This window comes from Streptomyces sp. NPDC000134 (assembly GCF_042899225.1).
Taxonomy (GTDB): Bacteria; Actinomycetota; Actinomycetes; order Streptomycetales; family Streptomycetaceae; genus Streptomyces.
The window spans coordinates 21,375-42,881 of the sequence record NZ_JBIAZN010000002.1 but is presented as its reverse complement, the minus strand read 5'-3'; the positions used below and the strand labels follow the sequence as shown (position 1 = coordinate 42,881).

At 71.5% G+C, this 21,507-nt stretch carries 18 protein-coding genes; 4 read left to right on the top strand and 14 right to left on the bottom strand.

The window, feature by feature from the left end; all coding sequences use genetic code 11:
- Positions 1–10 precede the first annotated feature (10 nt).
- A complete protein-coding gene (locus tag ACFY32_RS02630; protein ID WP_359201883.1) occupies positions 11–1,354 on the bottom strand; it encodes a UDP-glucose/GDP-mannose dehydrogenase family protein in 1,344 nt (447 codons plus the stop codon).
- 164 nt (positions 1,355–1,518) lie between these two features.
- On the opposite strand from ACFY32_RS02630, the gene ACFY32_RS02625 reads away from it, so the two are divergent.
- Entirely contained in the window at positions 1,519–2,676 is a 1,158-nt protein-coding gene (locus ACFY32_RS02625) for an acyl-CoA dehydrogenase family protein (protein ID WP_359201881.1), read from the top strand.
- Between the two features lie 297 nt (positions 2,677–2,973).
- On the opposite strand, the gene ACFY32_RS02620 is transcribed toward ACFY32_RS02625, so the two are convergent.
- The 6 genes from ACFY32_RS02620 to ACFY32_RS02595 all read right to left on the bottom strand — a co-directional run bounded on the left by ACFY32_RS02620 (position 2,974) and on the right by ACFY32_RS02595 (position 6,662).
- Positions 2,974–3,441, bottom strand: coding sequence for a hypothetical protein (locus tag ACFY32_RS02620; protein WP_390673250.1), 468 nt, complete (start codon positions 3,439–3,441; stop codon positions 2,974–2,976).
- A gap of 88 nt (positions 3,442–3,529) precedes the next feature.
- Positions 3,530–3,754, bottom strand: a complete 225-nt coding sequence (locus ACFY32_RS02615; protein ID WP_359201877.1) for a DUF397 domain-containing protein — start codon at positions 3,752–3,754, stop codon at positions 3,530–3,532.
- Positions 3,755–4,195: 441 nt separating this feature from the next.
- On the bottom strand, positions 4,196–5,026 hold the full coding sequence (locus ACFY32_RS02610; protein ID WP_390673249.1) for a helix-turn-helix domain-containing protein: 831 nt from the start codon (positions 5,024–5,026) through the stop codon (positions 4,196–4,198).
- On the bottom strand, positions 5,023–5,547 hold the full coding sequence (locus tag ACFY32_RS02605) for a DUF6879 family protein (RefSeq protein ID WP_390673248.1): 525 nt from the start codon (positions 5,545–5,547) through the stop codon (positions 5,023–5,025). Before ACFY32_RS02605 ends, ACFY32_RS02610 begins: the two co-directional genes overlap by 4 nt.
- Positions 5,531–5,722, bottom strand: a complete 192-nt coding sequence (locus tag ACFY32_RS02600) for a hypothetical protein (RefSeq protein ID WP_359201871.1) — start codon at positions 5,720–5,722, stop codon at positions 5,531–5,533. Before ACFY32_RS02600 ends, ACFY32_RS02605 begins: the two co-directional genes overlap by 17 nt.
- 382 nt (positions 5,723–6,104) lie before the next feature.
- Positions 6,105–6,662, bottom strand: a complete 558-nt coding sequence (locus ACFY32_RS02595) for an acyl-CoA thioesterase (RefSeq protein WP_359201869.1) — start codon at positions 6,660–6,662, stop codon at positions 6,105–6,107.
- Between the two features lie 120 nt (positions 6,663–6,782).
- On the opposite strand from ACFY32_RS02595, the gene ACFY32_RS02590 reads away from it, so the two are divergent.
- Positions 6,783–8,057: an LCP family protein gene (locus tag ACFY32_RS02590; protein ID WP_390673247.1), complete on the top strand. Its 1,275-nt coding sequence runs from the start codon at positions 6,783–6,785 to the stop codon at positions 8,055–8,057.
- 4 nt (positions 8,058–8,061) lie between these two features.
- On the opposite strand, the gene ACFY32_RS02585 is transcribed toward ACFY32_RS02590, so the two are convergent.
- Positions 8,062–9,567: an LCP family protein gene (locus ACFY32_RS02585; RefSeq protein ID WP_390673246.1), complete on the bottom strand. Its 1,506-nt coding sequence runs from the start codon at positions 9,565–9,567 to the stop codon at positions 8,062–8,064.
- 131 nt (positions 9,568–9,698) lie between these two features.
- Between ACFY32_RS02585 and ACFY32_RS02580 the strand changes: the two genes are divergently transcribed.
- Positions 9,699–10,745 carry a glycosyltransferase family 2 protein gene (locus ACFY32_RS02580; RefSeq protein ID WP_359201865.1) on the top strand — a complete coding sequence of 349 codons (1,047 nt, stop codon included), beginning with the start codon at positions 9,699–9,701 and terminating at the stop codon, positions 10,743–10,745.
- 52 nt (positions 10,746–10,797) lie between these two features.
- Here ACFY32_RS02580 and ACFY32_RS02575 read toward each other — a convergent pair whose 3' ends face one another.
- The 5 genes from ACFY32_RS02575 to ACFY32_RS02555 form a co-directional block, all read right to left on the bottom strand.
- The gene (locus tag ACFY32_RS02575) at positions 10,798–12,372 is read right to left on the bottom strand and encodes an LCP family protein (RefSeq protein ID WP_390673245.1); all 1,575 of its coding nucleotides are present in this window, start codon (positions 12,370–12,372) and stop codon (positions 10,798–10,800) included.
- A 105-nt stretch (positions 12,373–12,477) separates the two neighbouring features.
- A complete protein-coding gene (locus ACFY32_RS02570) occupies positions 12,478–14,124 on the bottom strand; it encodes an LCP family protein (RefSeq protein ID WP_390673244.1) in 1,647 nt (548 codons plus the stop codon).
- A gap of 146 nt (positions 14,125–14,270) precedes the next feature.
- Positions 14,271–16,055, bottom strand: coding sequence for an LCP family protein (locus ACFY32_RS02565; protein ID WP_390673243.1), 1,785 nt, complete (start codon positions 16,053–16,055; stop codon positions 14,271–14,273).
- 253 nt (positions 16,056–16,308) lie between these two features.
- A complete protein-coding gene (locus ACFY32_RS02560; RefSeq protein ID WP_390673242.1) occupies positions 16,309–17,583 on the bottom strand; it encodes an LCP family protein in 1,275 nt (424 codons plus the stop codon).
- A 342-nt stretch (positions 17,584–17,925) separates the two neighbouring features.
- Positions 17,926–18,693: a TIGR03089 family protein gene (locus ACFY32_RS02555; protein WP_359201855.1), complete on the bottom strand. Its 768-nt coding sequence runs from the start codon at positions 18,691–18,693 to the stop codon at positions 17,926–17,928.
- A gap of 150 nt (positions 18,694–18,843) precedes the next feature.
- On the opposite strand from ACFY32_RS02555, the gene ACFY32_RS02550 reads away from it, so the two are divergent.
- On the top strand, positions 18,844–20,070 hold the full coding sequence (locus ACFY32_RS02550) for a peptidoglycan recognition protein (protein WP_390673241.1): 1,227 nt from the start codon (positions 18,844–18,846) through the stop codon (positions 20,068–20,070).
- A gap of 418 nt (positions 20,071–20,488) precedes the next feature.
- Here the strand turns inward: ACFY32_RS02550 and ACFY32_RS02545 are convergent, their stop codons facing one another.
- Positions 20,489–21,487, bottom strand: coding sequence for a DNA-3-methyladenine glycosylase family protein (locus tag ACFY32_RS02545; RefSeq protein WP_390673240.1), 999 nt, complete (start codon positions 21,485–21,487; stop codon positions 20,489–20,491).
- Between the last annotated feature and the right edge of the window lie 20 nt (positions 21,488–21,507).

The following is a 21,507-nucleotide window of genomic DNA, read 5'->3' as shown; positions in this document are numbered from 1 at the left end:
CCGCCCCCGCTCAGGCCGTGGGCCGGCCCATCGCCCGGTACGTCCAGCCGGCCCGGCGCCACAGGTCCGGGTCCAGGGCGTTGCGGCCGTCGAGGATGGTGCGGGCGGTGGCCACCCGGCCCAGTTCCTCCGGGTCCACCTCGCGGAACTCCCGCCACTCCGTCAGATGCAGCACCACGTCCGCGCCCCGCACCGCCTCCAGCGCCGAGCCGGCGTACCCGAGCGTCGGGAACAGCCGCCGCGCGTTCTCCATGCCTTTGGGGTCGTACACCGTGACCTGGCCGCCCTGGAGGTGGATCTGCCCGGCGACGTTCAGCGCGGGGGAGTCCCGTACGTCGTCGGAGTCGGGCTTGAAGGTCGCGCCGAGCACCGCGACCCGCTTGCCGAGGAACGGCCCGCCGCCCAGCGCCTCGCGCGCCAGCTCCACCATCTGGCCGCGCTGGCGCATGTTGATCGAGTCGATCTCCCGCAGGAAGGTCAGCGCCTGGTCCGCGCCCAGCTCGCCCGCACGCGCCATGAACGCCCGGATGTCCTTGGGCAGGCAGCCGCCGCCGAAGCCGATGCCCGCGCGCAGGAACTTCCGTCCGATCCGGTCGTCGTACCCGATCGCCTCCGCCAGCTTGGCCACGTCGCCGCCCGCGGCCTCGCACACCTCCGCCATCGCGTTGATGAAGGAGATCTTCGTGGCGAGGAAGGAGTTCGCGGCCGTCTTCACCAGCTCGGCGGTCGGGAAGTCGGTCACCACGAACGGCGAGCCCTCCGAGACCGGCGTCGCGTAGATCTCCCGCAGCACCTTCTCCGCCCGCTCGCTGCGCACCCCGACCACGATCCGGTCCGGGTGCAGCGTGTCCTCGACGGCGAAGCCCTCCCGCAGGAACTCCGGGTTCCACGCCAGCTCCACGTCCGGGCCGGCCGGGGCGTGCGCCGCGAGGTAACCGGCCAGCCGGTCGGCGGACCCCACGGGCACGGTCGACTTGCCGACCACCAGGGCGGGCCCGGTCAGGTGCGGGGCGAGCGAGGCCAGCGCGGAGTCCACGTACGACATGTCGCACGCGTACTCCCCGTGCTTCTGCGGGGTGTTCACACAGAGGAAGTGCACGTCGCCGAAGGCCCCGGCCTCCGCGAAGTCGGTGGTGAAGCGCAACCGCCCGCTGGACCCCTCGATCCCGGCGACGTGCCGGCGCAGCAGCTCGGCCAGGCCCGGTTCGTACATCGGGACCTCGCCGCGCCGGAGCGTGTCGATCTTCTCCTGCGCCACGTCCAGGCCCAGTACCTCGAACCCCAGCTCCGCCATGGCCGCCGCATGGGTCGCGCCGAGATAGCCGGTGCCGATCACGGTGATCTTGAGGGCCATGGGTGCTCCAGAGGTGTACGGCGGTAGTGCCGCCCGAGCATATCCGGGGCCTTGTTCGAGCTGTCGTCAAGCTCACCTGTTCATCGGCCCGGAGCGCACCTAAAATTTGGGTTACTTAACAGTAGTTAGCATTCGCATCCCAGCGTTTTGGAGCGTGAGAGACCTTGGCCGGATCGGCTGACTTCGACCTGTACCGCCCGTCCGAGGAGCACGACATGCTCCGTGACGCCGTCCGCTCGCTGGCCGAGGCGAAGATCGCGCCGCACGCCGCCGCGGTGGACGAGGAGGCCCGCTTCCCGCAGGAGGCGCTGGACGCCCTCACCGCCAACGACCTGCACGCGGTGCACGTCCCCGAGTCCTACGGCGGCGCGGGCGCGGACGCCCTCGCCACGGTGATCGTCATAGAGGAGGTGGCCCGCGTCTGCGCGTCCTCCTCCCTGATACCGGCGGTGAACAAGCTGGGCTCCCTGCCGGTGATCCTCTCCGGCTCGGCGGAGCTGAAGAAGAAGTACCTGGCCCCGCTCGCCAAGGGCGACGCGATGTTCTCGTACTGCCTCTCCGAGCCCGACGCGGGCTCCGACGCGGGCGGCATGAAGACCAGGGCGGTCCGCGACGGCGACCACTACGTCCTCAACGGCGTCAAGCGCTGGATCACCAACGCGGGCGTCTCGGAGTACTACACCGTCATGGCCGTCACCGACCCGGCCAAGCGCTCCAAGGGCATCTCCGCCTTCGTCGTCGAGAAGTCCGACGAGGGCGTCTCCTTCGGCGCCCCGGAGAAGAAGCTCGGCATCAAGGGCTCCCCGACCCGCGAGGTCTACCTCGACGACGTCCGCATCCCCGCCGACCGCATGATCGGCGAGGAGGGCACCGGCTTCGCCACCGCGATGAAGACGCTGGACCACACCCGCATCACCATCGCCGCCCAGGCCCTCGGCATCGCCCAGGGCGCCCTGGACTACGCCAAGGGCTACGTCCGGGAGCGCCGGCAGTTCGGCAAGGCGATCGCCGACTTCCAGGGCATCCAGTTCATGCTCGCCGACATGGCGATGAAGGTCTCCGCCGCCCGCGCCCTCACCTACCAGGCCGCCGCCGCCTCCGAACGCGGCGACGCCGACCTCACCTACCAGGGCGCCGCCGCCAAGTGCTTCGCCTCCGACATCGCCATGGAGGTCACCACGGACGCCGTCCAGTTGCTCGGCGGCTACGGCTACACCCGCGACTACCCGGTGGAGCGCATGATGCGCGACGCCAAGATCACCCAGATCTACGAGGGCACGAACCAGGTCCAGCGGATCGTGATGGCGAGGAACCTGCCCTAGCAGGGCCGTTCCTGGGCGTCGTCATACTGGGGGAATCCTGGGCAGATGCCGGGCTGAAAACCGCCACTGACCTGCACAAACAACACAGCCCCCGGCATGACGCCGGGGGCGGTGTACGTGGCAACAAGCAAGGCCAACGGCCAAAGCGCTTACCGCCCGCCACCCGACCAGGCCCCCGAGCGTGCGCCGGAACCGAAGCGGTCGGAACCGCTCGCAGACTCCAGCCCCTTCCGATCACTGCCCTGATCACCGAGTGAGCCCCGGCCTTCTGTGGCCGGGGCTTCTTTGCTCCTTTGGCTACGCGACTGGGCAGGCCAGTTCAGCGTTCGCGCGATTCGGAGAGCACGTCACCACTGCCAGGGACAGATACGAGGGACGCTCCAGGTAGAAGCCGTACGACACATCAGTACCGGAGTGCAGTTGCTCGGCCGCAGCGTTCACCAGCCATGCCAGGCGCGCAGGGGCCCGGTCGCTGTTTGACGCGAACCGAGGAGCGTGCTCGGCCAGCCGCTCACCGAGCCATGACGCGGCCGCCTTCGCCTCCTCCCACGTGCCACGAACCAACGAACGGGGCTTGATCAGCCAGTACGCCGTTTGCAGTGGCGGCAGATCGGAAGTGGGGAACTCTGCGGCTACCTCGCGGTACCGCTGGATCAGTTCCGGCCTGCTTCCGGCAGGGGGCGGCTCAGGATGTGGGGGCCGTCGTAGTGCTTCCTGATCGAAGCGCTCTTTCGGACCGGACCAGACATAGCCGTGGTGGTGCACGAGTCGCTCCCGTTCGAGAGGTGCCAGCCGGGCCGAACCCAGGGACGGGGGATGGATGGACCCGGCCCGACTGGCGGGAGGGGGAGGCTCAGACCTTCAGGCCGAAGCGCGCCGGGTCGATACCGGCCGCGTCCAGCTCCTCCGTGGTGAACCGCAGCGGCTGCGCCTCCGGCCGCTTGCTGTCACCGAGGGCCCAGAGGCCGTCGCCGATCCGGGCCAGGGTCACGCACCCCTCTGTGCAGGGGCCGCCGCACGCCTGGGCGAACGAGGTCCCGCCGATGTCGAGCGCGTACAGGTCGGTTCCGTTCTGCATCACTGCACCTTCCTGCCAACTGGTCACGGCCATGGCTGGCCGTCGCCGCCCGAACGGGCGGGAGTCAAAGGGGGGGAGCCGCGCTTCAGCGGCCGGAACGCTTGCCGGACTCGGCGCACCGCGCGCACTTGCACGGCGGCCACGCTGAAGTCATCAGAGGTGCCAGATCGTCGCTCGCCGACACTGCCCGCTCGGGCCCCCACGTTCGCCCCGAGTCACGGGAAACGCGCATCGTCATCAGCGGTCGGTCAGTGAACAGCCGCTGCGCCGCTCCCCTGCGCGTCACTCGTGCGCCTGCGCTTGGTGGCGGCGGAGCCTCACGTTGCCGTCCGAAACACCGCTGTGGTCCCCCAGGCTGATTGCCGATGCGGTCGACTCTGGGCCGGAAGTTCTCTCTTCGCTCTCCACGGCGTCATCTTCGGCGAGGCCACGGGCGCGTCTCTAGCCTGTTTCTTGTTCCCGCAAAAAGTCGTCGCGGAGACCCTCGATCAGGCTCTTCATGGTGTCACCGGATAGCGCGACCCGTTCGAACCCGTGGAATTTCTCTGCGTAGATTTCTACGTCTCGTGGGTCGGTGACGAGCACTTCGGCATGCACCGTTTCGACGGTAACCATGCGGTTGTCGCGGATTGCGAACGAGTGATTCGCGATGTCGTGCTGCTGAATACTCAACGGCACTACTCGGATGTCGATGTGCGGCAGGCGCGACATGGAAACGATCCGGTCGAGCTGGGCAGCCATCATGGACGGCGGGACGAGTCGCCACCGCAGTACGGGTTCCGTGATGATGAACCGCAGGGATTTCGTACTGTCGTAGAGGATCGCTTGACGGTCCAACCGGCCGTTGATCGTGCGGTTGAGGGTGTCCTCGTTGAGGTTGTGGCGTTGCAGGACGGCCCGAATGTACTCAGGAGTCTGGAGCAGACCTGGAATCAGAGCCGGTTGGAACATCCGCAGCACTGACATCTGGGCTTCAAGGGCCCTGACCTCCTGCTGGCCCTTGTGGACTCCGACCCGCTTCAACAGCCGCCATTCAGTCGTCTCCGTGCCGGCCGTTCGAGCAGCTTCGGTGTACTCGGCCTTGATCTCGGCGGATACGCCGATGGCGAGCAGGATGCGCTCTACGTCCGTGACGCTGGGTGCCAGCTTCGCGTTCTCGATCTTGGAGAGCTTGGACGGAGACATGAGCGCGCCACGGGCGACTGCTTTGGCCTCCTTCCCGGATGCCTGGCGCAGTGCCCGCAGCGCCGCCCCCAACTGTGCCCTGTTCACGCCCCGTACTTGGCCCACCATTCGGTGAACGGCTCCGCGTGGACGAGCGCCGTGTCACGGTAAGTGGTGAACTCGGCCACCCGCTCCGACTTCAGAACCTCCGACCCCAGATACTTTCCCGTCCCGTCGTAGTCCATCACGGCCACGGACTCCGAGTCGAAGCACCAGAAGTCCGGAACGCCGGGCAGGGGATTCGGTTTGTCGGTGATGTCGAGGACGAAGAACTCTTCGCCCCCGGTCATGTTCTTCCGGTAACCCCACCCGAGTTCGAAGCGAAGATAGTCCGTGAGTGGGCGCGACAGAATGTGCACCCTATAGACCCGTTTTCCGGTTTCGGTGTGCGAGCGCAGTTCCTCTACCCACCCGGCGTTGTAGTCTTCCGGCTGCGGCTCTCCGGCCAGGTAGGCGTGATAGGCGTCGACGTTCCCGGACTTGCTGTAGTCGTCCAGGGTCTCCAGGCGGAAAGCCTCACGCTCGAACGAGTCGAAGAGGTCGCCGAGGGTTTTAGATGAGGTTGTCACGGACGGCCTTCTGGAGCAGTTCCACCGGAATCTCGACCAGGGTTTCGTGAGCGGGAATCTGAAGTCCGTGGTCGGTCGGCGTCCCGCCCTGCACCAGGAACGTGCCACGATCCGTCGCGTAGATCGTCGGACAGTCCGTGATGTCGCACGTGCTGACCAGCTTGGTGACCTTCATGGTCTGGGTTCCCCTCCCATGCCGCTGCCGGTGCCTCGCGTCTGGGTCGATGCTCCCGAGGGCCGGGCATGCGGGTCAAGCGATCACGGTTGACGGAACGGGAAACCGCGTGACGCCCTCCGAGCCTGCTCGTCTGTTGCCCTCTCAGGCTCGGCTTCGAGGCGGCTGGGGTGACCTGCGCGGACTGTTGACGATCAATGGGAAATGCGGAGGAGCCCTCCTCTGAGAGGGCTGTTTATACAGGTCAGAGCCGTGTGACCGGTAAAGCACCCAGATCTACGAGGGCACGAACCAGGTCCAGCGGATCGTGATGGCGAGGAACCTGCCCTGACGGGGCCGCGGCCGGCCCCTGGGCCCTGACAGGGGCCTGGGCCGGTGGGGGTCAGTCCTCGATGCCGTCCGCCGCTCGCTGTTCGCGCAGTTCCATGATGGCGCGGCGGCGGGCCAGCCGGTGGGTGCGGCGGATCTGGGCCTCCTGCCAGCGCCGCTTGTCCCGCTCGGTCTCGGGCAGGACCGGCGGCACCCGGCGCGGCTTGCCGTCGGCGTCGACCGCGGCGAACACCAGGTAGGCCGAGCCGACCTGGGTGGGCGGCGCCGACTCGTTCCAGCGCTCGGCCAGGACCCGGACGCCGACCTCCATGGAGGTCCGGCCGGTCCAGTTGACCTGGGCCTTCACATGGACGAGGTCGCCGACGCGGACGGGTTCGAGGAACGCCATCTCGTCCATGGAGGCGGTCACGGCGGGCCCTCCGGAGTGCCGTCCGGCGACGGCTCCCGCCGCGTCGTCCACCAGCTTCATGATCACCCCGCCGTGCACCGTGCCCAGCAGATTGGTGTCGTTGTGGGTCATGATGTGGCTGAGGGTGGTACGGGAGGCCGAGGTCGGCTTGCCCGGGATCTCCGGGGTTCCCGACTCATCGGTAGCGGGCTGGTCTGTCATGACCTCCACCTTATGCGGCGGCGAACAACGGTGTGATTTGTGTCAGCTTCGCTACAGCGGTGCCCTGATTTTCCGACGACCCTTGTACGGTGCACAGCCGCGACCTGCACACTGGAGCCCATGAGCGATTGGCCCGAGGCAAGGTCCGGCGACAGCCGCGCCGGCGGTTACGGACACGGCAGCGCGAGCGCGCGGCCCGAGAGCGCCCGCGTGATGCGTCAGGTCCGGCGCGGCCCGACGCCGCCGCCCGGCCCGGGACAGGCGGCACCGCCGTACGGCGGCGGGGTCCCGCAGCAGCCGTCGTACGTGGACGGCGGCGGCCAGGACGGCTACGACAGCGGCTACAACACCGGGCAGGTCTACGGCACCCCCGGCGGCGGCGGCCCGGCGGGGCCCCGCGGCCCGCGGCCCGCGCCGAACTGGGGCCGCCGGATCAAGTGGACCGCGATCACCGTGGTGTCCGTGCTGGTCGTCACGGTGATCGGCACCTACTTCTGGGCCGACTCCAAGCTGAACCGCGAGGTCGACCTCTCCAAGGTCATCGAACGGCCGGAGGCGGGCGAGGGCACCAACTACCTGATCGTCGGCTCCGACAGCCGCGAGGGCATGTCCGACGAGGAGAAGAAGGACCTGCACACCGGCTCCGCCGAGGGCAAGCGCACCGACTCGATGATGATCCTGCACACCGGGGACAACGGCGCCACGCTGGTCTCCCTGCCGCGTGACTCGGACGTGGAGATCCCGACCTTCGTCGGCTCCGAGTCCGGCAAGACCTACCAGGGCACCGGCCGGCACGTGAAGCTCAACGCCGCGTACGCGGAGGACGGCCCCGAGCTGCTGGTGCGCACCGTCGAGCACAACACCGGGCTGCGCATCGACCACTACGTCGAGATCGGCTTCGCCGGCTTCGCCAGCATCGTGGACGCCGTCGGCGGCGTCGAGATGGACATCCCGCAGGACATCAAGGACACCAAGTCGGGCGCCGACTTCAAGAAGGGCAAGCAGACCCTGAGCGGCGAGGAGGCCCTCGCCTTCGTCCGCACCCGGTACGCGCTGGCCGGCTCCGACCTGGACCGCACCAAGAACCAGCAGAAGTTCCTGTCGGCCCTGGCCGGCCAGGTCGCCACGCCGTCCACCGTGCTCAACCCGTTCCGGCTGTACCCGACCATGGGCGCCGGCCTGGACTCGCTGATCGTCGACAAGGACATGGGCCTGTTCGACCTGGCGAGCATGTTCTGGGCGATGAAGGGCGTCAGCGGCGGCGACGGCACCTCGATGAACATGCCGATCGCCGGCAACACCGGCAACGGCAACCTCCAGTGGGACAGCGCCAAGGTCAAGACGCTGGTGGACGAGCTGAAGAACGACGAGAAGGTCACCGTCTCCGCGAAGTGACCCCTCAGGGCTCGCCGCACACCACCTCGTCGCCGCGGACCACCGAGCCCGGCTCCCGGCCGGGCTCCTCGGGCCGCACCGCCCGGACGCCCCGGAAGCCGGTGCCCACGACGACCTTGAGGGTGGCGCCCTGGCCCCTGACCGCCCGCAGTTCGCTGCCGGGCAGGGCGGCGGCCAGGGACTTCGCGGAGCGGTCCCAGCGCGGGTCGTAGGCGATGACGGTCCGCCGCGCGGCCGGGGCCGCCGTGTCGACCGGCGTACCGGTGGTACGGAACCCGGCGGCCGCCAGCGCCCGGTCGACGCGCCTGCCCAGACCGGGCGTACGGGTGCCGTTCTCGACCTGGACGCGGATCTCCCGCGGGTCCACCGGGACGCGGGCGGCCGGAGCGGGCCGCCGGGGCCCGTTCACGGCCAGCGGCCTGTCCTCGCGCAGGGCGGTGAACAGGCGGCGGGCGGCGACCGGGTCCCATTTCAGGGTGGAGCCGACGTCCTTCACGGCGTACCCCATCGTGCCGATCGGGACGGTGGTGAACTCCGAGGACGAGGGCGAGAAGTTCCGCATCGCGCGGCCGAGCGCCAGCAGTTCGTCGGTGCCGAAGCCCTTGTCGGCGCGGACCGAGCCCAGCACCGCCCGGATGACGTCCCGGAACTTCATCGGGTTCAGCAGGATGCCGGAGGAGGTCGCCCGGTCGATGGTGGCCGCCATGAACCGCTGCTGCCGTCGCATCCGGCTGAGGTCGGAGGCGCCGTCCAGATGGCGGGAGCGGACGTACTGCAGGGCCCGGCCGCCGGTCAGCCGGTGGGTGCCGGGCGGCAGGTCGAGGCCGGTGTAGCGGTCCTTGAGCCGCTGGGAGGTGCAGATCTCCACCCCGCCGAGGACGTCCACCGTGCGCATGAAGCTGGTGAAGTCGACCTCCAGATAGTGGTCGATCTTCACCCGGGTCATGCTCTCCACGGTGCGGATGGTGAGCTGCGGGCCGCCCTCGGCGTACGCCGCGTTCAGCTTCAGCGGGTGCCCGTGGTGCCGCTTGCCGGTGGTCCGGTCGGTGTGCGCCGGGGTCACGGCGTAGGAGTCGCGGGGCAGGCTGACCACGCTGGCCCGCTCCCGGTCCGCCGAGATGTGCACGATCATCATCGTGTCGGTGCAGTGGCAGGGCTCCCCGCCCAGCTTGAACCGGCGCCGCTCGGCGGGGGAGATCCGGTCCCGGCCGTCGGTGCCGACCAGCAGGACGTTCATGCCGTGGCCGCCCCGCGGACGGTTCTTCATGTCCTTGAAGGCGTCGACGCGGGTGAGGTCCGCGTCCAGGCCGGAGAGCACCGCGTGGCCGATCCCGGCGGAGGCGAGCACCACCACCGACAGCCCGGTCACCGCCCGCAGGGCCCAGCGCGGCCGCTTCGGCGGCCCGGGGGCGGGCCGGGGCCGCCGCCGCTGCGGGGGCGGCCCGCCCCGGGCGGGCGCGGCCGGGACCCGGAGGGAGGGGGAGCGGGGCGGCACGGTCAAGGGGGACACCTCCGCGGGGACTGGCCCGGGGCGTACGGACGGGGGATCGTGAGCACCGTAGGCCCATACGATCTGCGGCCCGGCGCAGCGGACCCCGCGGCGCGCATCGGTGTCCCCCGTTCGCGGTAACGTGAGCACCGATGAACGCCAAGTCCGACGTGCGGCCCCCCGCCGTTTCCGTGATCATGCCCGTTCTGAACGAGGAGCGGCATCTGCGCGGCGCCGTCCGCGCCATCCTCGCCCAGGAGTACCCCGGGGAGCTGGAGGTCGTGATCGCCCTGGGTCCGTCCACGGACCGCACGGACGAGATCGCCGCCGAACTGGTCCGCGAGGACCCCCGGGTGCACACCGTGCCCAACCCCACCGGCCGCACGCCCGCCGCGCTGAACGCGGCGATCAAGGCGTCCCGGCATCCGGTGGTGGTCCGCGTCGACGGCCACGGGATGCTCTCCCCCGGCTATATCGCCACGGCGGTACGGCTGCTGGCGGAGACCGGCGCGCAGAACGTCGGCGGCATCATGCACGCCGAGGGCGAGAACGACTGGGAGCGCGCGGTCGCCGCCGCCATGACCTCGAAGATCGGCGTCGGCAACGCCGCCTTCCACACCGGCGGCCAGGCCGGCCCCGCCGAGACCGTCTACCTCGGGGTGTTCCGCCGCGAGGCGCTGGAGCGGCAGGGCGGGTACAACGAGGAGTTCATCCGCGCCCAGGACTGGGAGCTGAACTTCCGCATCCGCGAGGCCGGCGGGCTGATCTGGTTCTCGCCCGAGCTGAAGGTGTCCTACCGGCCCCGGCCGAGCGTCGGGGCGCTGGCCAGGCAGTACAAGGACTACGGCCGCTGGCGGCACGTCGTCGCCCGTTACCACGCCGGCTCGATCAACCCGCGCTATCTCGCCCCGCCGGTCGCTCTCTGCGCGATCGCCGCCGGCGTCGTCGTCGGCGCGCTGCTCACCCCGTGGGGCTTCGTCGTGCCCGGCGGCTACCTCGCGGCGATCACGCTGGGCTCGCTGCCCGCCGGACGGGGGCTGGGCCCGCGGGCCAGGCTGCGCGTCCCGGTGGCGCTGGCGACCATGCACATGTCCTGGGGCTGGGGCTTTCTGACCAGCCCGAAGTCCCTGGCCCGCAAGGTGATCGCCAGCCGCCGGCCGGCGGTGCTGCCCGCGGCCGCCGACCCCGGCGTGGGCTGAACCCGCGACCGCCCCACGGGCCCCCTCCCGGCGGAGCGGGCCCGCTCGCGCCTCACCAGGTGAAGCCGGGGTTCACGTGCATGCACGCCTTCTCGTCCGCGCCGTTGAGCGCCTCGGCGCTGTCGGGGGTGGTGTCGTCCGTCACCGGCGCCTTGTACGCCGTGCCCTCGCGCCAGTCCGCGCCGACGACCAGCGTGACACCGGAGACCTCGGTGGACTTGTGCACCGCGCCCAGCGGGATGCCGAGCGCCTGGGCGACGGCCTGCGCGTCGCCCTCCAGGTCGGCGCTCGGGAAGCGGACGACGGTCGTCTTCTCGCTCAGGGACGGGCCCTGGTCGGCGACCGCCCGGTCGAAGCCCTTCTCCGCCAGCAGCCCGGCGACGGTGCCGGCCCGGCCGCGCGCCGCCGCCCGCGTGTCGGTACGGGTGCCGTTCAGGACCTGGACCGCGATGTCGGCGTCGGCGGCCGCCGGGTCGTCGGAGAGCAGCGCCTCGGCCCGGACCTTCTTGGCGTCCTTGCCGTCCAGGGCGATGTCCTCGCGGACCAGCCGGAAGAGCTGCTCGGCGTCCTCGGTGGGCTCCACCCGCGCGCCCACGTACCGGTTGGGCATCGTCGTCATGGTGATGCGCTCCGGCTTGACGTCGCGCAGTTGGTTGCTGAGGTCGTACAGCTTCTTCACCGTGTCCAGGCCCGGGTCGACGGTGATCGCCGCGGTGGCCTTCTCGGCGAGGTTGCGCAGCTTGTTCGGGTTGCTCAGGGTGGCGTTCTCGCGCAGCACCCGGATCAGGGACGACATGTACATGTGCTGGGCCTTGGCCCGCGCGAGGTCGCTGCCGTCCTCGAAGCCGTACCGGGTGCGCAGCCACTGCAACGCCTGCTCGCCCTTGATCGAGTGAGTGCCCTTCCTCAGCTTCAGACCGGAGCCGTGGCCCTGGCTGTCCCGGGAGTGGATGTTGGCGTCGACGCAGACCGGGACGCCGCCGACGGCGTCCGCCATCGACACGACCCCCGCGAAGTCGACCATCATGAAGTGGTCGATGTGGATGCCGGTGAGCTGCTCCCAGGTGGCGACCGTGCAGCCCGGACCGCCGTGTCCGAGGCTCTGGTTGGTCATCGTCCGGCCGTCGCTCGCCGGGTAGACCTCGCCGTCGTCCGGGTCGGTGCACTTCGGGATCTTCAGCAGGGTGTCCCGGGGCATGCTGACCACGGACATGTTGGTGCGGTCGGCGGACAGGTGCACCATCATCTGCACATCGGCCAGCGGTGTCGCGCCGAACGTCTCGCGGGCGCCGCCCAGCTTCTGGTTCTCCTTGGTGTCCCGCGCGTCGGAGCCGATGAGCAGGATGTTCAGCGGGGTCTGGCCCGCCGCGTTCGGCGTGGGCTCGGCGACCTTCTTCTCGCCGAGGTTCAGATGGTCCTGCTCGATGTTGTCGTTGAGGTGCCGGTAATAGAGGTAACCGGTGGTCGCCGAGCCGAGTATCAGCACCGCCAGGACCGTCGCCGACCAGCGCAGCACCCGGTGCCTGCGCGGCGCCCGGCGGACGTCGTCCCGGCCCTCGCCGCTCCCGTCGTCCGCGGCCTCGCTCTCGCCCGCGGGCGCGGCCTCCCGCACACTGTTCCGCGTCAACTGCCTTGTCCTTCCCCGCCCCTTTTGTGACCCCCGCGCCCCACGGCACGGACCCGCCGTACGTCCTGGAGACATGCGACGGGCCCGTGAGGTTGCGTCACGGCCTCAACTGGCGCACTGAACCTTGTCGGCCGTGGACCTGCGCACGTCCGGTGTCCTGGCGGGCGCGGCGTCGAGTGCGACGCCCGCGCCCCTGAAGTCCTTGCCCAGGGTCAGCGTCATCGCCGGCGCCCCCCGCGCGTCGGTCACGCTCCCGCCCGGTGTCAGCGCGCTCCCGGCCAGCCCCAGCAGGGCGGCCAGCGCGCGGGCCTGAGCGGCCTGCTCCGGCGCGTACTCCAGCGTCGTGCGGGCCTGTACGGCGGCGGCGTCGCCCCCGTTCTCGGCGTCCGGCACGCCCGCCCCGGCCCGCAGCCAGTCGACCTGGGCCCGCGCGCTGCCGTCGGGGGCACCGCCGTTGAGCACCCGGACGCGCACCTCGGAGGCGTCGGCCCGGGGGCCCTTCAGCCGGTCGGCGACCGCGGCCTTCGCCCGCTTCTCGGCCCGCTCGACCTCGGTGAGGGAGACGTCGTCGCGCACCATGGCGAAGACCCGGGGTGCCTGGGCCTCGTCGAGGACCACCGTCGCCTTGACGGTCTCGGCCGGGTTGTCACGGACCGGGACGGTGGCGAAGGCGATGTTCTTCGTCGGGACCTTCTTCAGCTCCAGGGCGATGTCCTTGAGCGTGCCCACCCGGCCGATGGCCGAGTCGACGGTGAGCGCCCGTGTGGCGGCCTCGGCGAGCCGCATCAGCTTGGCCGGGCTGGTGAGGGTGTCGCCGGAGGCCATCTTGCGCATCAGCGAGCCCAGGAACTGCTGCTGCGCCCCGATGCGGTCCAGGTCGCCCCTGTTGCCGAAGCTGTGCCGGGTGCGGAGGAAGGCGAGCGCCTTCTCGCCCTCGACCCACGACTCGCCGGCGGGCAGCACCAGCTTGGACTCCTTGTCGTCGACCGCGTGCGCCACGCACACCCGCACGCCGTCGACGGCCGTGGTCAAAGTCTTCACCGCGTTGAAGTCGGCCATCATGAAGTGGTCGACGGAGATGCCGGTGTTCTCCTTCACCGTGCGCATCGCGCAGCCCGGGTCCCGGCCGCCCTCTCCGAGACTGCGGTTGAAGCGGACGCCCCGCAGGCCCGGGACGACCTTCACGGTGCCGTCCGCCTGCTTCGTCGGGCAGTCGGGGATGTCGACGATCAGGTCGCGGGGGATGCTCAGCGCGGTGGCGTTGGTGCGGTCCTCGGAGACGTGCAGCAGGATGTTGGTGTCCGCGTGGCCCGCGCTGCCCCGGTCGCCGTAGCCCTCGTTGCCGGCGCCGGTGCGCTTGTCGGTGCCGATGAGGAGGATGTCGAAGGACTCGTCCTTGGCGAAGGTGCCGGAGCCCGCGTCACCGACGTCCGTCGTGGTGACGTTGCCCTCCAGGTGCTCGATGTAGAGGTAGCCCGCCGTGCCGGCGGCGGCCAGCACCAGCGCCATGGTGCCGCCGGTCCACAGCAGGACCCCGCGCGCCCGGGGCGTCCCCTTCCGACCCCGCCGCGCCGGCCGGTCGCCGCGCGGCGGCGGGACCGTACGGCCGGGGGCGGGCGCCCGGGGGGAGGGCACGGCCGGCCGGGCCGCCGGGGGCGGCGGCCGGTGTTCGTACGCGCCGGTGCGCGGGTTCAGCATCCACTGGTCTGCGGGATCGACGTCGTCGGCCCGCCCACGGCCCTGCGTGTCCACGGTTGTCCGAATCCTCCGTCAGGGCCACGCGGCCGGGACCCACTCGAGCGCTCACACTATCCGCATGGTCCGGCATCGCGGGCCGGAGTGCGGCGATCCCCGGCCCGGCGACGGCACCTACCCGCTCGATTCCCCCGCCGCGCCGGTCACTGGGCGCACTTGACCTTGTCGGCGGTGGAGGTCTCCACGCCGTCCGGGGCCTTGCCGGACGAGGCGTTGAGCTTCACGCCGGCGCCCTTGAAGTCCTTGCCGAGGGTCAGCGTCATGGTGGGCAGGCCCTGGGCGTTGGTGACGCTCTCGCCGGGTTTCATCGCCGAGCCGGACAGGCCCAGCAGGTCGGCGAGACGGCGGGCCTGGTCGGCCTGGTCGGGGCCGTACTCCAGCGTCGTCCGGCTCACCTCCTCCGGGGCGTCGCCGCCGTTCTCGGACTTGGTGACACCGGCCTCCAACTGGAGCCAGTTCAGCTCGCGTTGGGCGCTGCCGTTCGCGGCGCCGCCGTTGAGCACCCGGACCCGTACCTCGGAGGCGTCGGCCTTGGGGCCCTTCAGCCGGGCGGCGACGGCGGCCTTCTCCTTCTTCTTCTGCTGCTTGACCTCGGTGAACGAGACATCGTTCTTGATCATGTCGAAGACCTGGGGGGCCGACGCCTCGTCCAGCACGACCGTCGCCTTCACCGTCTCGGCCGGGTTGTCCTTCACCGGCACCTTGGTGAACGTCAGGTTCTTGGTGTTGAGCTTGCCCAGCTCCAGACCCAGGTCCTTCAGCTTGCCGATGCTGTCGAGCTGGGAGTCGACGGTGAGCGCCTTGGTGCCCGCCTCGGCCAGCTTCAGCATCTTCGACGGGCTGGCCAGGGTGTCGTTCGACTTCAGCTTGCGCATCAGCGCGCTGAGGAACTGCTGCTGCAGCTCGATCCGGCTCAGGTCGCCGCCGGTGCCCACCGAGTGCCGGGTCCGGACGAACGCCAGCGCCGTCTCGCCCGAGATGTGCTGCATGCCCTTGCTCAGCTTCAGGTGCGAGTCCGGGTCGTCGATGTCCTTGGCCAGGCACACGTCGACGCCGTCGACGGCCGTGGTCAGCGTCTTGACCGCGTTGAAGTCGGCGACCATGAAGTTGTCCGGCTGGATGCCGGTCAACTCGGTGACGGTCCGCACGGTGCAGCTCGGCGTCCGGCCGTCCTGCCCGAGGCTGGTGTTGAACCGTACGTCGGTGGAGCCCGGGATGACCTTCTGCGAGCCGTCCTCCTGCGTGGTCGGGCAGTCGGGGACGTCGACGATGAGGTCGCGGGGGATGCTCAGCGCGGTGGCGTTGGTGCGGTCCTTGGAGACGTGCAGCAGGATCGTGGTGTCGGCGTGGCCCTCGCTGCCCTGGTCGCCGTAGCCCTCGTTGCCCGCGCCGGTGCGCTTGTCGGTGCCGATCAGCAGGATGTTGATGGCCTTGTCCTTGCTGAAGCCACCGGTGCTCGCGCCGTCGTCGGAGACGGACGTGATGTTGTCGTTCAGGTGTTCCAGGTACAGGTACGCGGCACCGGCGGTGGCCAGCACCACGAAGGCCATCGAGCCGCCGGTCCACACCACGATCTTCTTGGTCCTGGACTTCTTCTTCGGCCGGCGTCCGCGGCGGCCCGGCGCCGGCTCCTCGGGGGCCGGGCCGCCGCGGCGGCGCCTGCCCGGCGGCGGTTCCTCCGGCGCCGACCGGCGCCTGCGCGGCGCCGGGACCTCGCGCTCGGGGGCGGGCGCGGTGCCGCGTCCGCGGGCCGCCGCCCGGCCGCCGCCCTCACCGGTGTCGTCCGGGTCCGGTCTGCGAGGTCCGGGAACCGCCGATTGCGGTGCGGAGGTGGGCAGTCGCAGTTCGTATTCGCCGGTGCGCGGATTCAGCACCCACTGGTCTGCGGGGTCGATGTTGTCCGCCCGCCCACGGCCTTGCGCGTCCACGGTTGTCCAGATCCTCCGTCGGGGCCACGCGGCGCCTCCCCCTCCGAAGGCGCTCGGGTCTCGGTCCTTCGGTGCGCGGCCCCCGAGCGGAACTCATTGGCCTGGCACACCGGATCGCTCACACTAACGGCCCAGTCGGACGTCCGGCGACGCCGGTGACGTATTCCACGAATCTTACAACCGGGCAATCCACCCATTCTTCCGAACAAGGTCTTGTTTCTGTGGGTTTCTGTGCGTGCCCTTGGAACCCGCTTTACTCGCACGTGCGCTCGGCTGCCGTCTTCCCGGGGAACGTCGGCTCCGGGGAATGCCTGTCCGCGGGATCTCCGGCATGCCTTTTCCCGGACAATGCGTTGCCCTTTCCGTACACCGTGTAGTCGCCGTTGCGGTCGCCCGCGGTGCCGCCGGTGTGGTCATCGGCGTGGCCGCCGGAAACGCCGCCGGGCCGTCCCGGGGCCCGCGCGACCGTCACCGGCTCGTCCGTCCGCAGCGCGGTGAACAGTTTTTCGGCCGCCGGTTCCACGAGCTGGTCCCGATTCGGGTTCTCCGGCCAAGCTTCCCGGGGCACGGTCAGGAATTGCACGTGTTCGGTGGGAATGCCGCGCAGCCCGCGTACGAGTGCGTACAGATCACGCAGGCTCGCCAGGCCCGGATCGGTGGTGAGGGAGGACGTGGCCGCGTTCAGAACGGGATACAGCTTCACCGGATTCAGCAGGACGTCATTGCTCCGCACCTTGTTGACGAGCGCCCCCAGGAACTGCTGCTGCCGTTCCATCCGCTCGGTGTCGCTGCCGTCCCCGAGCGACTTGCGGGCGCGTACATAACCGAGCGCCTGTTCCCCGTGCAGGGTCACCCGGCCCGCGGGCAGCCGCAGCCTGGCCGCCTTGTCGGCGACCGGCCGGCGCAGGCACACCTCCACGCCGTCGACGGCGTCCACGACCCGCTTGAACCCGTGGAAGTCGACGACCACATGATGGTCGACCCGGATGCCGGTCAGCTTCTCGACGGTACGGATGGAACAGGCCGAACCGCCCACCTCGAAGGCGTAGTTGAACATGGTGAACGCCGGGTCCGACCGCGACCCGTCCGGCCGGCGGCAGCCGGGCACGTCCACCATCAGGTCCCGGGGCAGCGACACGGCGGTGGCCCGGTGCCGGCCCGCCGACAGGTGCAGCAGGATCGCGGTGTCCGACCGCTCGGTCCCCGGGTCCCGGCCGTAACGGGCGTTGTCCGCGCCGGACCGCGAGTCCGAGCCGATCACCAGGATGTTCTGCGCGCCCCGGACCAGCGCGGTGGGGCGCTCCTTGTCGTACCGGGCGAGTTCGGCCGCCGCCGCCTCGTCGGGCGTGATGTTGCCGTTCAGCTTCGTGTAGACCGTCCACCCGATGCCCGCGGCGCCCACCACGCCGACGGCCACCGCCAGCGCGGCCCCCCGCACCCACCGCCGACGCCGGCGCCGGGCCGTCCCGCGCCCGGTCGCGGACGCCCCCGCCCCGGGCCCGAGCACACCCTTCCCGGCACCGCTCACCTCTCCCCACCGACGTCCACCCGCGGCACCCACCTCCTCCTCCCTACGACCATGACCCGAAGCGGGGGCGGGGGCAGCGGGGGTGGGCCGAACGGGGGGTGCGGACGGGAGCGTGACGGGGACAGAGGGGGCGGCGGGGGTGGTGTGGGTGGAGGTGTGGGTGGAGGTGGGGGTGTAGGTGGAGGCGGGTGGCGCGGGTGGAGGTGGGCGGTGTGGGTGGCGCGGGTGGAGGCGGGTGGTGTGGGTGGCGCGGGTGGAGGCGGGTGGTGTGGGTGGAGGCGGATGGCACGGATGGAGTCGGGTGGTGTGGGTGGCGCGGATGGAGGCGGGTGGCGCGGAAGGTCACCGCCCCCCGGCCACCACCGACACCCGTTCCGCCTCGATCCGCCGATCCACCGCGTCCGCCCCCAGCAGCTCCAGGTTCCGGCACAGCACCACCGACCCCCCGCTGGCCAGCGGCCCGTACAGCCCCGCGCTCAGCCCCTCCCACGTGTCGTACGGCAACCCGGACAGCACCCGCGCCCCCGGCCCGGTGAGCCCCAGCTCCGCCGCCTCCGCACGGGCCCGCTCCACCACCTCCGCGCCGCTGAACTCCCGCCCCGCCACGATCAGCGCGACCCCCTCCGGGTCCACCGGCGCGTACGGCACGAACCGGTCGCCCTGCCCCGGCACCTCCACCGCGTAGTCGACGAACCCCTCCGGCACCTGCGGGAACCGTCCCCCGAGCGGCCGCAGCGCCAGCGCCACCCGCGCCCCGGAGCACGCCCGCGCCGCCGCCAGCGACTCGGCCGCCGGTCCGCTCACGGCCACGTTCGCCGCCGCCGCGTCACCGCCCATGTCGGCGACGGCGCCCACCGACGCGCACGCCAGCAGCCACACCGCGGTCTGCCAGTGCGCGGGCAGCAGCAGCGCCACCCGGTCGCCGGGTTCCACGGACAACTCGTCCTGGAGCAGGTTCGCCGTCTTGGCCACCCAATTGGCGAAGGTGGCCACGGACAGTTCGACCCGTTCGCCCGTGGCGTCGTCGTAGAAGGTCACCAGGGGGCGTCCCGGGTCCGCGGCGAGCGCGGAACTCAGCAGGTCGGCAGGGGTGCGATCGGTCGCGTTCACCCGCGAAAGCGTACGCCGCCGAGTCCCCGCGCACCGAGCGGACGACCCCTTTCCCGGCCACCGCGACACCACCGGATCGGACCAACCTGCCCTGCGGGCACCAAAGTTCCAAATAGACAGGCTTATACGTTCATGTCCAGGATCAGGGGCATGCATGGATACCTTGCGACCTCGATCGGCATCACCTGTGCGGCCACTCTCGCCCTCCCCCTCGCCGCCCCCGCGACCGCCGCCCCCACGACACTCGCCGCCCGCGACCCGGCCGCCTCCTCCGAGGCGTCCACCCCCGGCAGCACCCAGTCCCTCCGCCTGCGCCCCCTCGCCCGCGACCGGGTCGCCACCCCGGGCCCGTCCGGCCCCGCCGAACAGGGCGTCACCCGCCGCGACGTACACCGGTTCTCCCTGGTCGGCGTCGTCTGGGACGACCCGGACACCGAACTCCACGGCCGCGTCCAGGTCCGCACCCGCAGCACCGGGACCGGCACCTGGTCCGCCTGGCAGGACCTGGAGACCCACAACGCCGAGCACGGCGCCGACCCGGGCACCGCCGAACGCGCCTCCGGCCGGGTCCGTGGCGCCACCGCCCCCCTGTGGGTCGGCGACTGCGACGGCGTGGAGGCCCGCGTCCGCGCGGAGTCCGCCGGCGCCACCGCCGCCCCGAGGTCCGTCCCCCTCCCCGGCGGGCTGCGCCTCGAACTCGTCGACCCCGGCCTCACCACCCGCGCCGCCGAGGTCCCCGAGTCGGTCCCCGCCGAGCGGCGGGCCAAGCCGTACGCCGGGCCCCGGCCCGGCATCGTCACGCGCAGCGGCTGGGGCGCGGACGAGAGCCTGCGCGAAAGGGGTTTCCGGTACACCACGAAGGTCAAGGCGGCCTTCGTGCACCACTCCGCCACCGGCAACAACTACCGCTGCTCACAGGCCCCTTCGGTGATCCGCGGCATCTACCGCTACCACGTCCGGAGCCTGGGCTGGCGGGACATCGGCTACAACTTCCTCATCGACAAGTGCGGAAAGATCTACGAGGGCCGCGCCGGCGGCGTGAAGCGGGCGGTCCTCGGCGCCCACACCCTCGGCTTCAACTCCAACAGCATGGGCGTCGCAGTCCTCGGCACCTACACCTCGAAGCAGCCGACCTCCGCCGCGGTGAAGGCCATCGCCCGGCTGACCGCCTGGAAGCTCGGCCTCTACGGCGTGAACCCGCGCGGCAAGACGTACCTGAAGTCCGGCGGCGGCAACCTCTACCGAAAGGGCAGGAACGTACGACTGAACGTCATCTCCGGTCACCGCGACGGCTTCGCCACGGACTGTCCGGGCAAGAAGCTCTACGCCAAACTCGGCACGGCCCGCACCACCGCGGCCCGCTACCAGGGCCGCTGAACCACCCCACCCGCCCCCACGGACCGGCCGAAGCCCAGTTCGGCCGGCCCCGACAACAACCCAAACCACCCCACCCAGCCCGCCGTCCCACGGGCCAGCCACACCCGCCCAGCCCGCGGGGCAGGAGCCACACTCGCCCAGCCCGCGGGGCAGCCCCCGCCCGCCCAGCCCGCAGGGCAGAGTCGCACCCGCCCACCCCGCGGGCGCCGCACCCGCCCACCCCGCGGGCGCCGCACCCGCCCACCCCGCGGGCAGTCGTGCCGCCTGGGGCGGCACGGGTGGGCGCGGGCGGCACCCCGCAACGCCGGGCCGCGCACCCGACCCCGCGCCGCAACGCCGGACCACGTGAAACACCGGGCCGCGCACCCGACCCCGCGCCGCAACGCCGGACCACGTCAGACACCGACGTACCCCGACGTCACAACCGCCCGATATCCCCCCGAGTCATCCGAGGCCCCCGCCTCTCCGGCCCCCGCCCACTGATCAGCACCAACCGCGCCGCCCGATGCCGCTGCCCCGCATACGGCTCCAGCAGCCGCAGCATCTCCGCGTCGTCCGCCCCCCGGTCCCCCGCCAGCGCGAACCCCACGATCCCCGGCAGATGCAGGTCCCCCACGGTCACCTCGTCCGCCGCCCCGTGACTGCGCTGCACGACCTCCGTCGACGTCCACGGCCCCACCCCCGGCACGACCTCCAGCCGTGCCCGCGCGGCGACGGGGTCCATCGCGGCCGCCTCCTCCATCCGCGCGGCGACCCGCACGGCCCGCAGCACCGTGGACGCCCGCTTGTCGTCGACCCCGGCCCGATGCCACTCCCAGGACGGGATCAGCGCCCACGTCCGAGCCGACGGCATCACCCACATCCCCCCGGACACCGACCCCGGCACCGGCCCCGGCGCCGGCTCCCCGAACTTCCGCACCAGCGTCCGCCACGCCTGGTACGCCTCGACCGTCGTGACCTTCTGCTCCAGGATCGACGGGATCAACGACTCCAGCACCAGCCCGGTCCGCCCCAGTCGCAGCCCCGGCCGCCGGTGCGCCGTCACCGCCAGCAGCCGGTGCCGCGGCACGAACGCGGACGGATCGTCGTCGGCGCCGAGCAACCGCGGCAGCCACTCCAGCAGCCACTCCGCCCCCGGCCCCCACGCCTCGCCCCGCACCTCGCCACCGCGGGCGGCGACCCGCAGCGTCCCGGGCCCGAGCGGCGTGAGGCTGGCCCGCCACACCGACCCGTCCGGCAGCGCCCGGAACGTGGGGTCGCCGGGCCCCCGCCGCAGCGGCCCCAGCACCAGTCCCAGGTCGAGCGGCCCGTCCGGCACCCAGGTGCGGACCTTCCCGGGCACGGCGGCCCGGCGCGGCCGCGGCACGCCCGGGAGCGCCGCCGGGCGCGTGGGCCGCGGTGCGAAACGTCCTGCCACGAGAGAAGCCCCTGGGACGG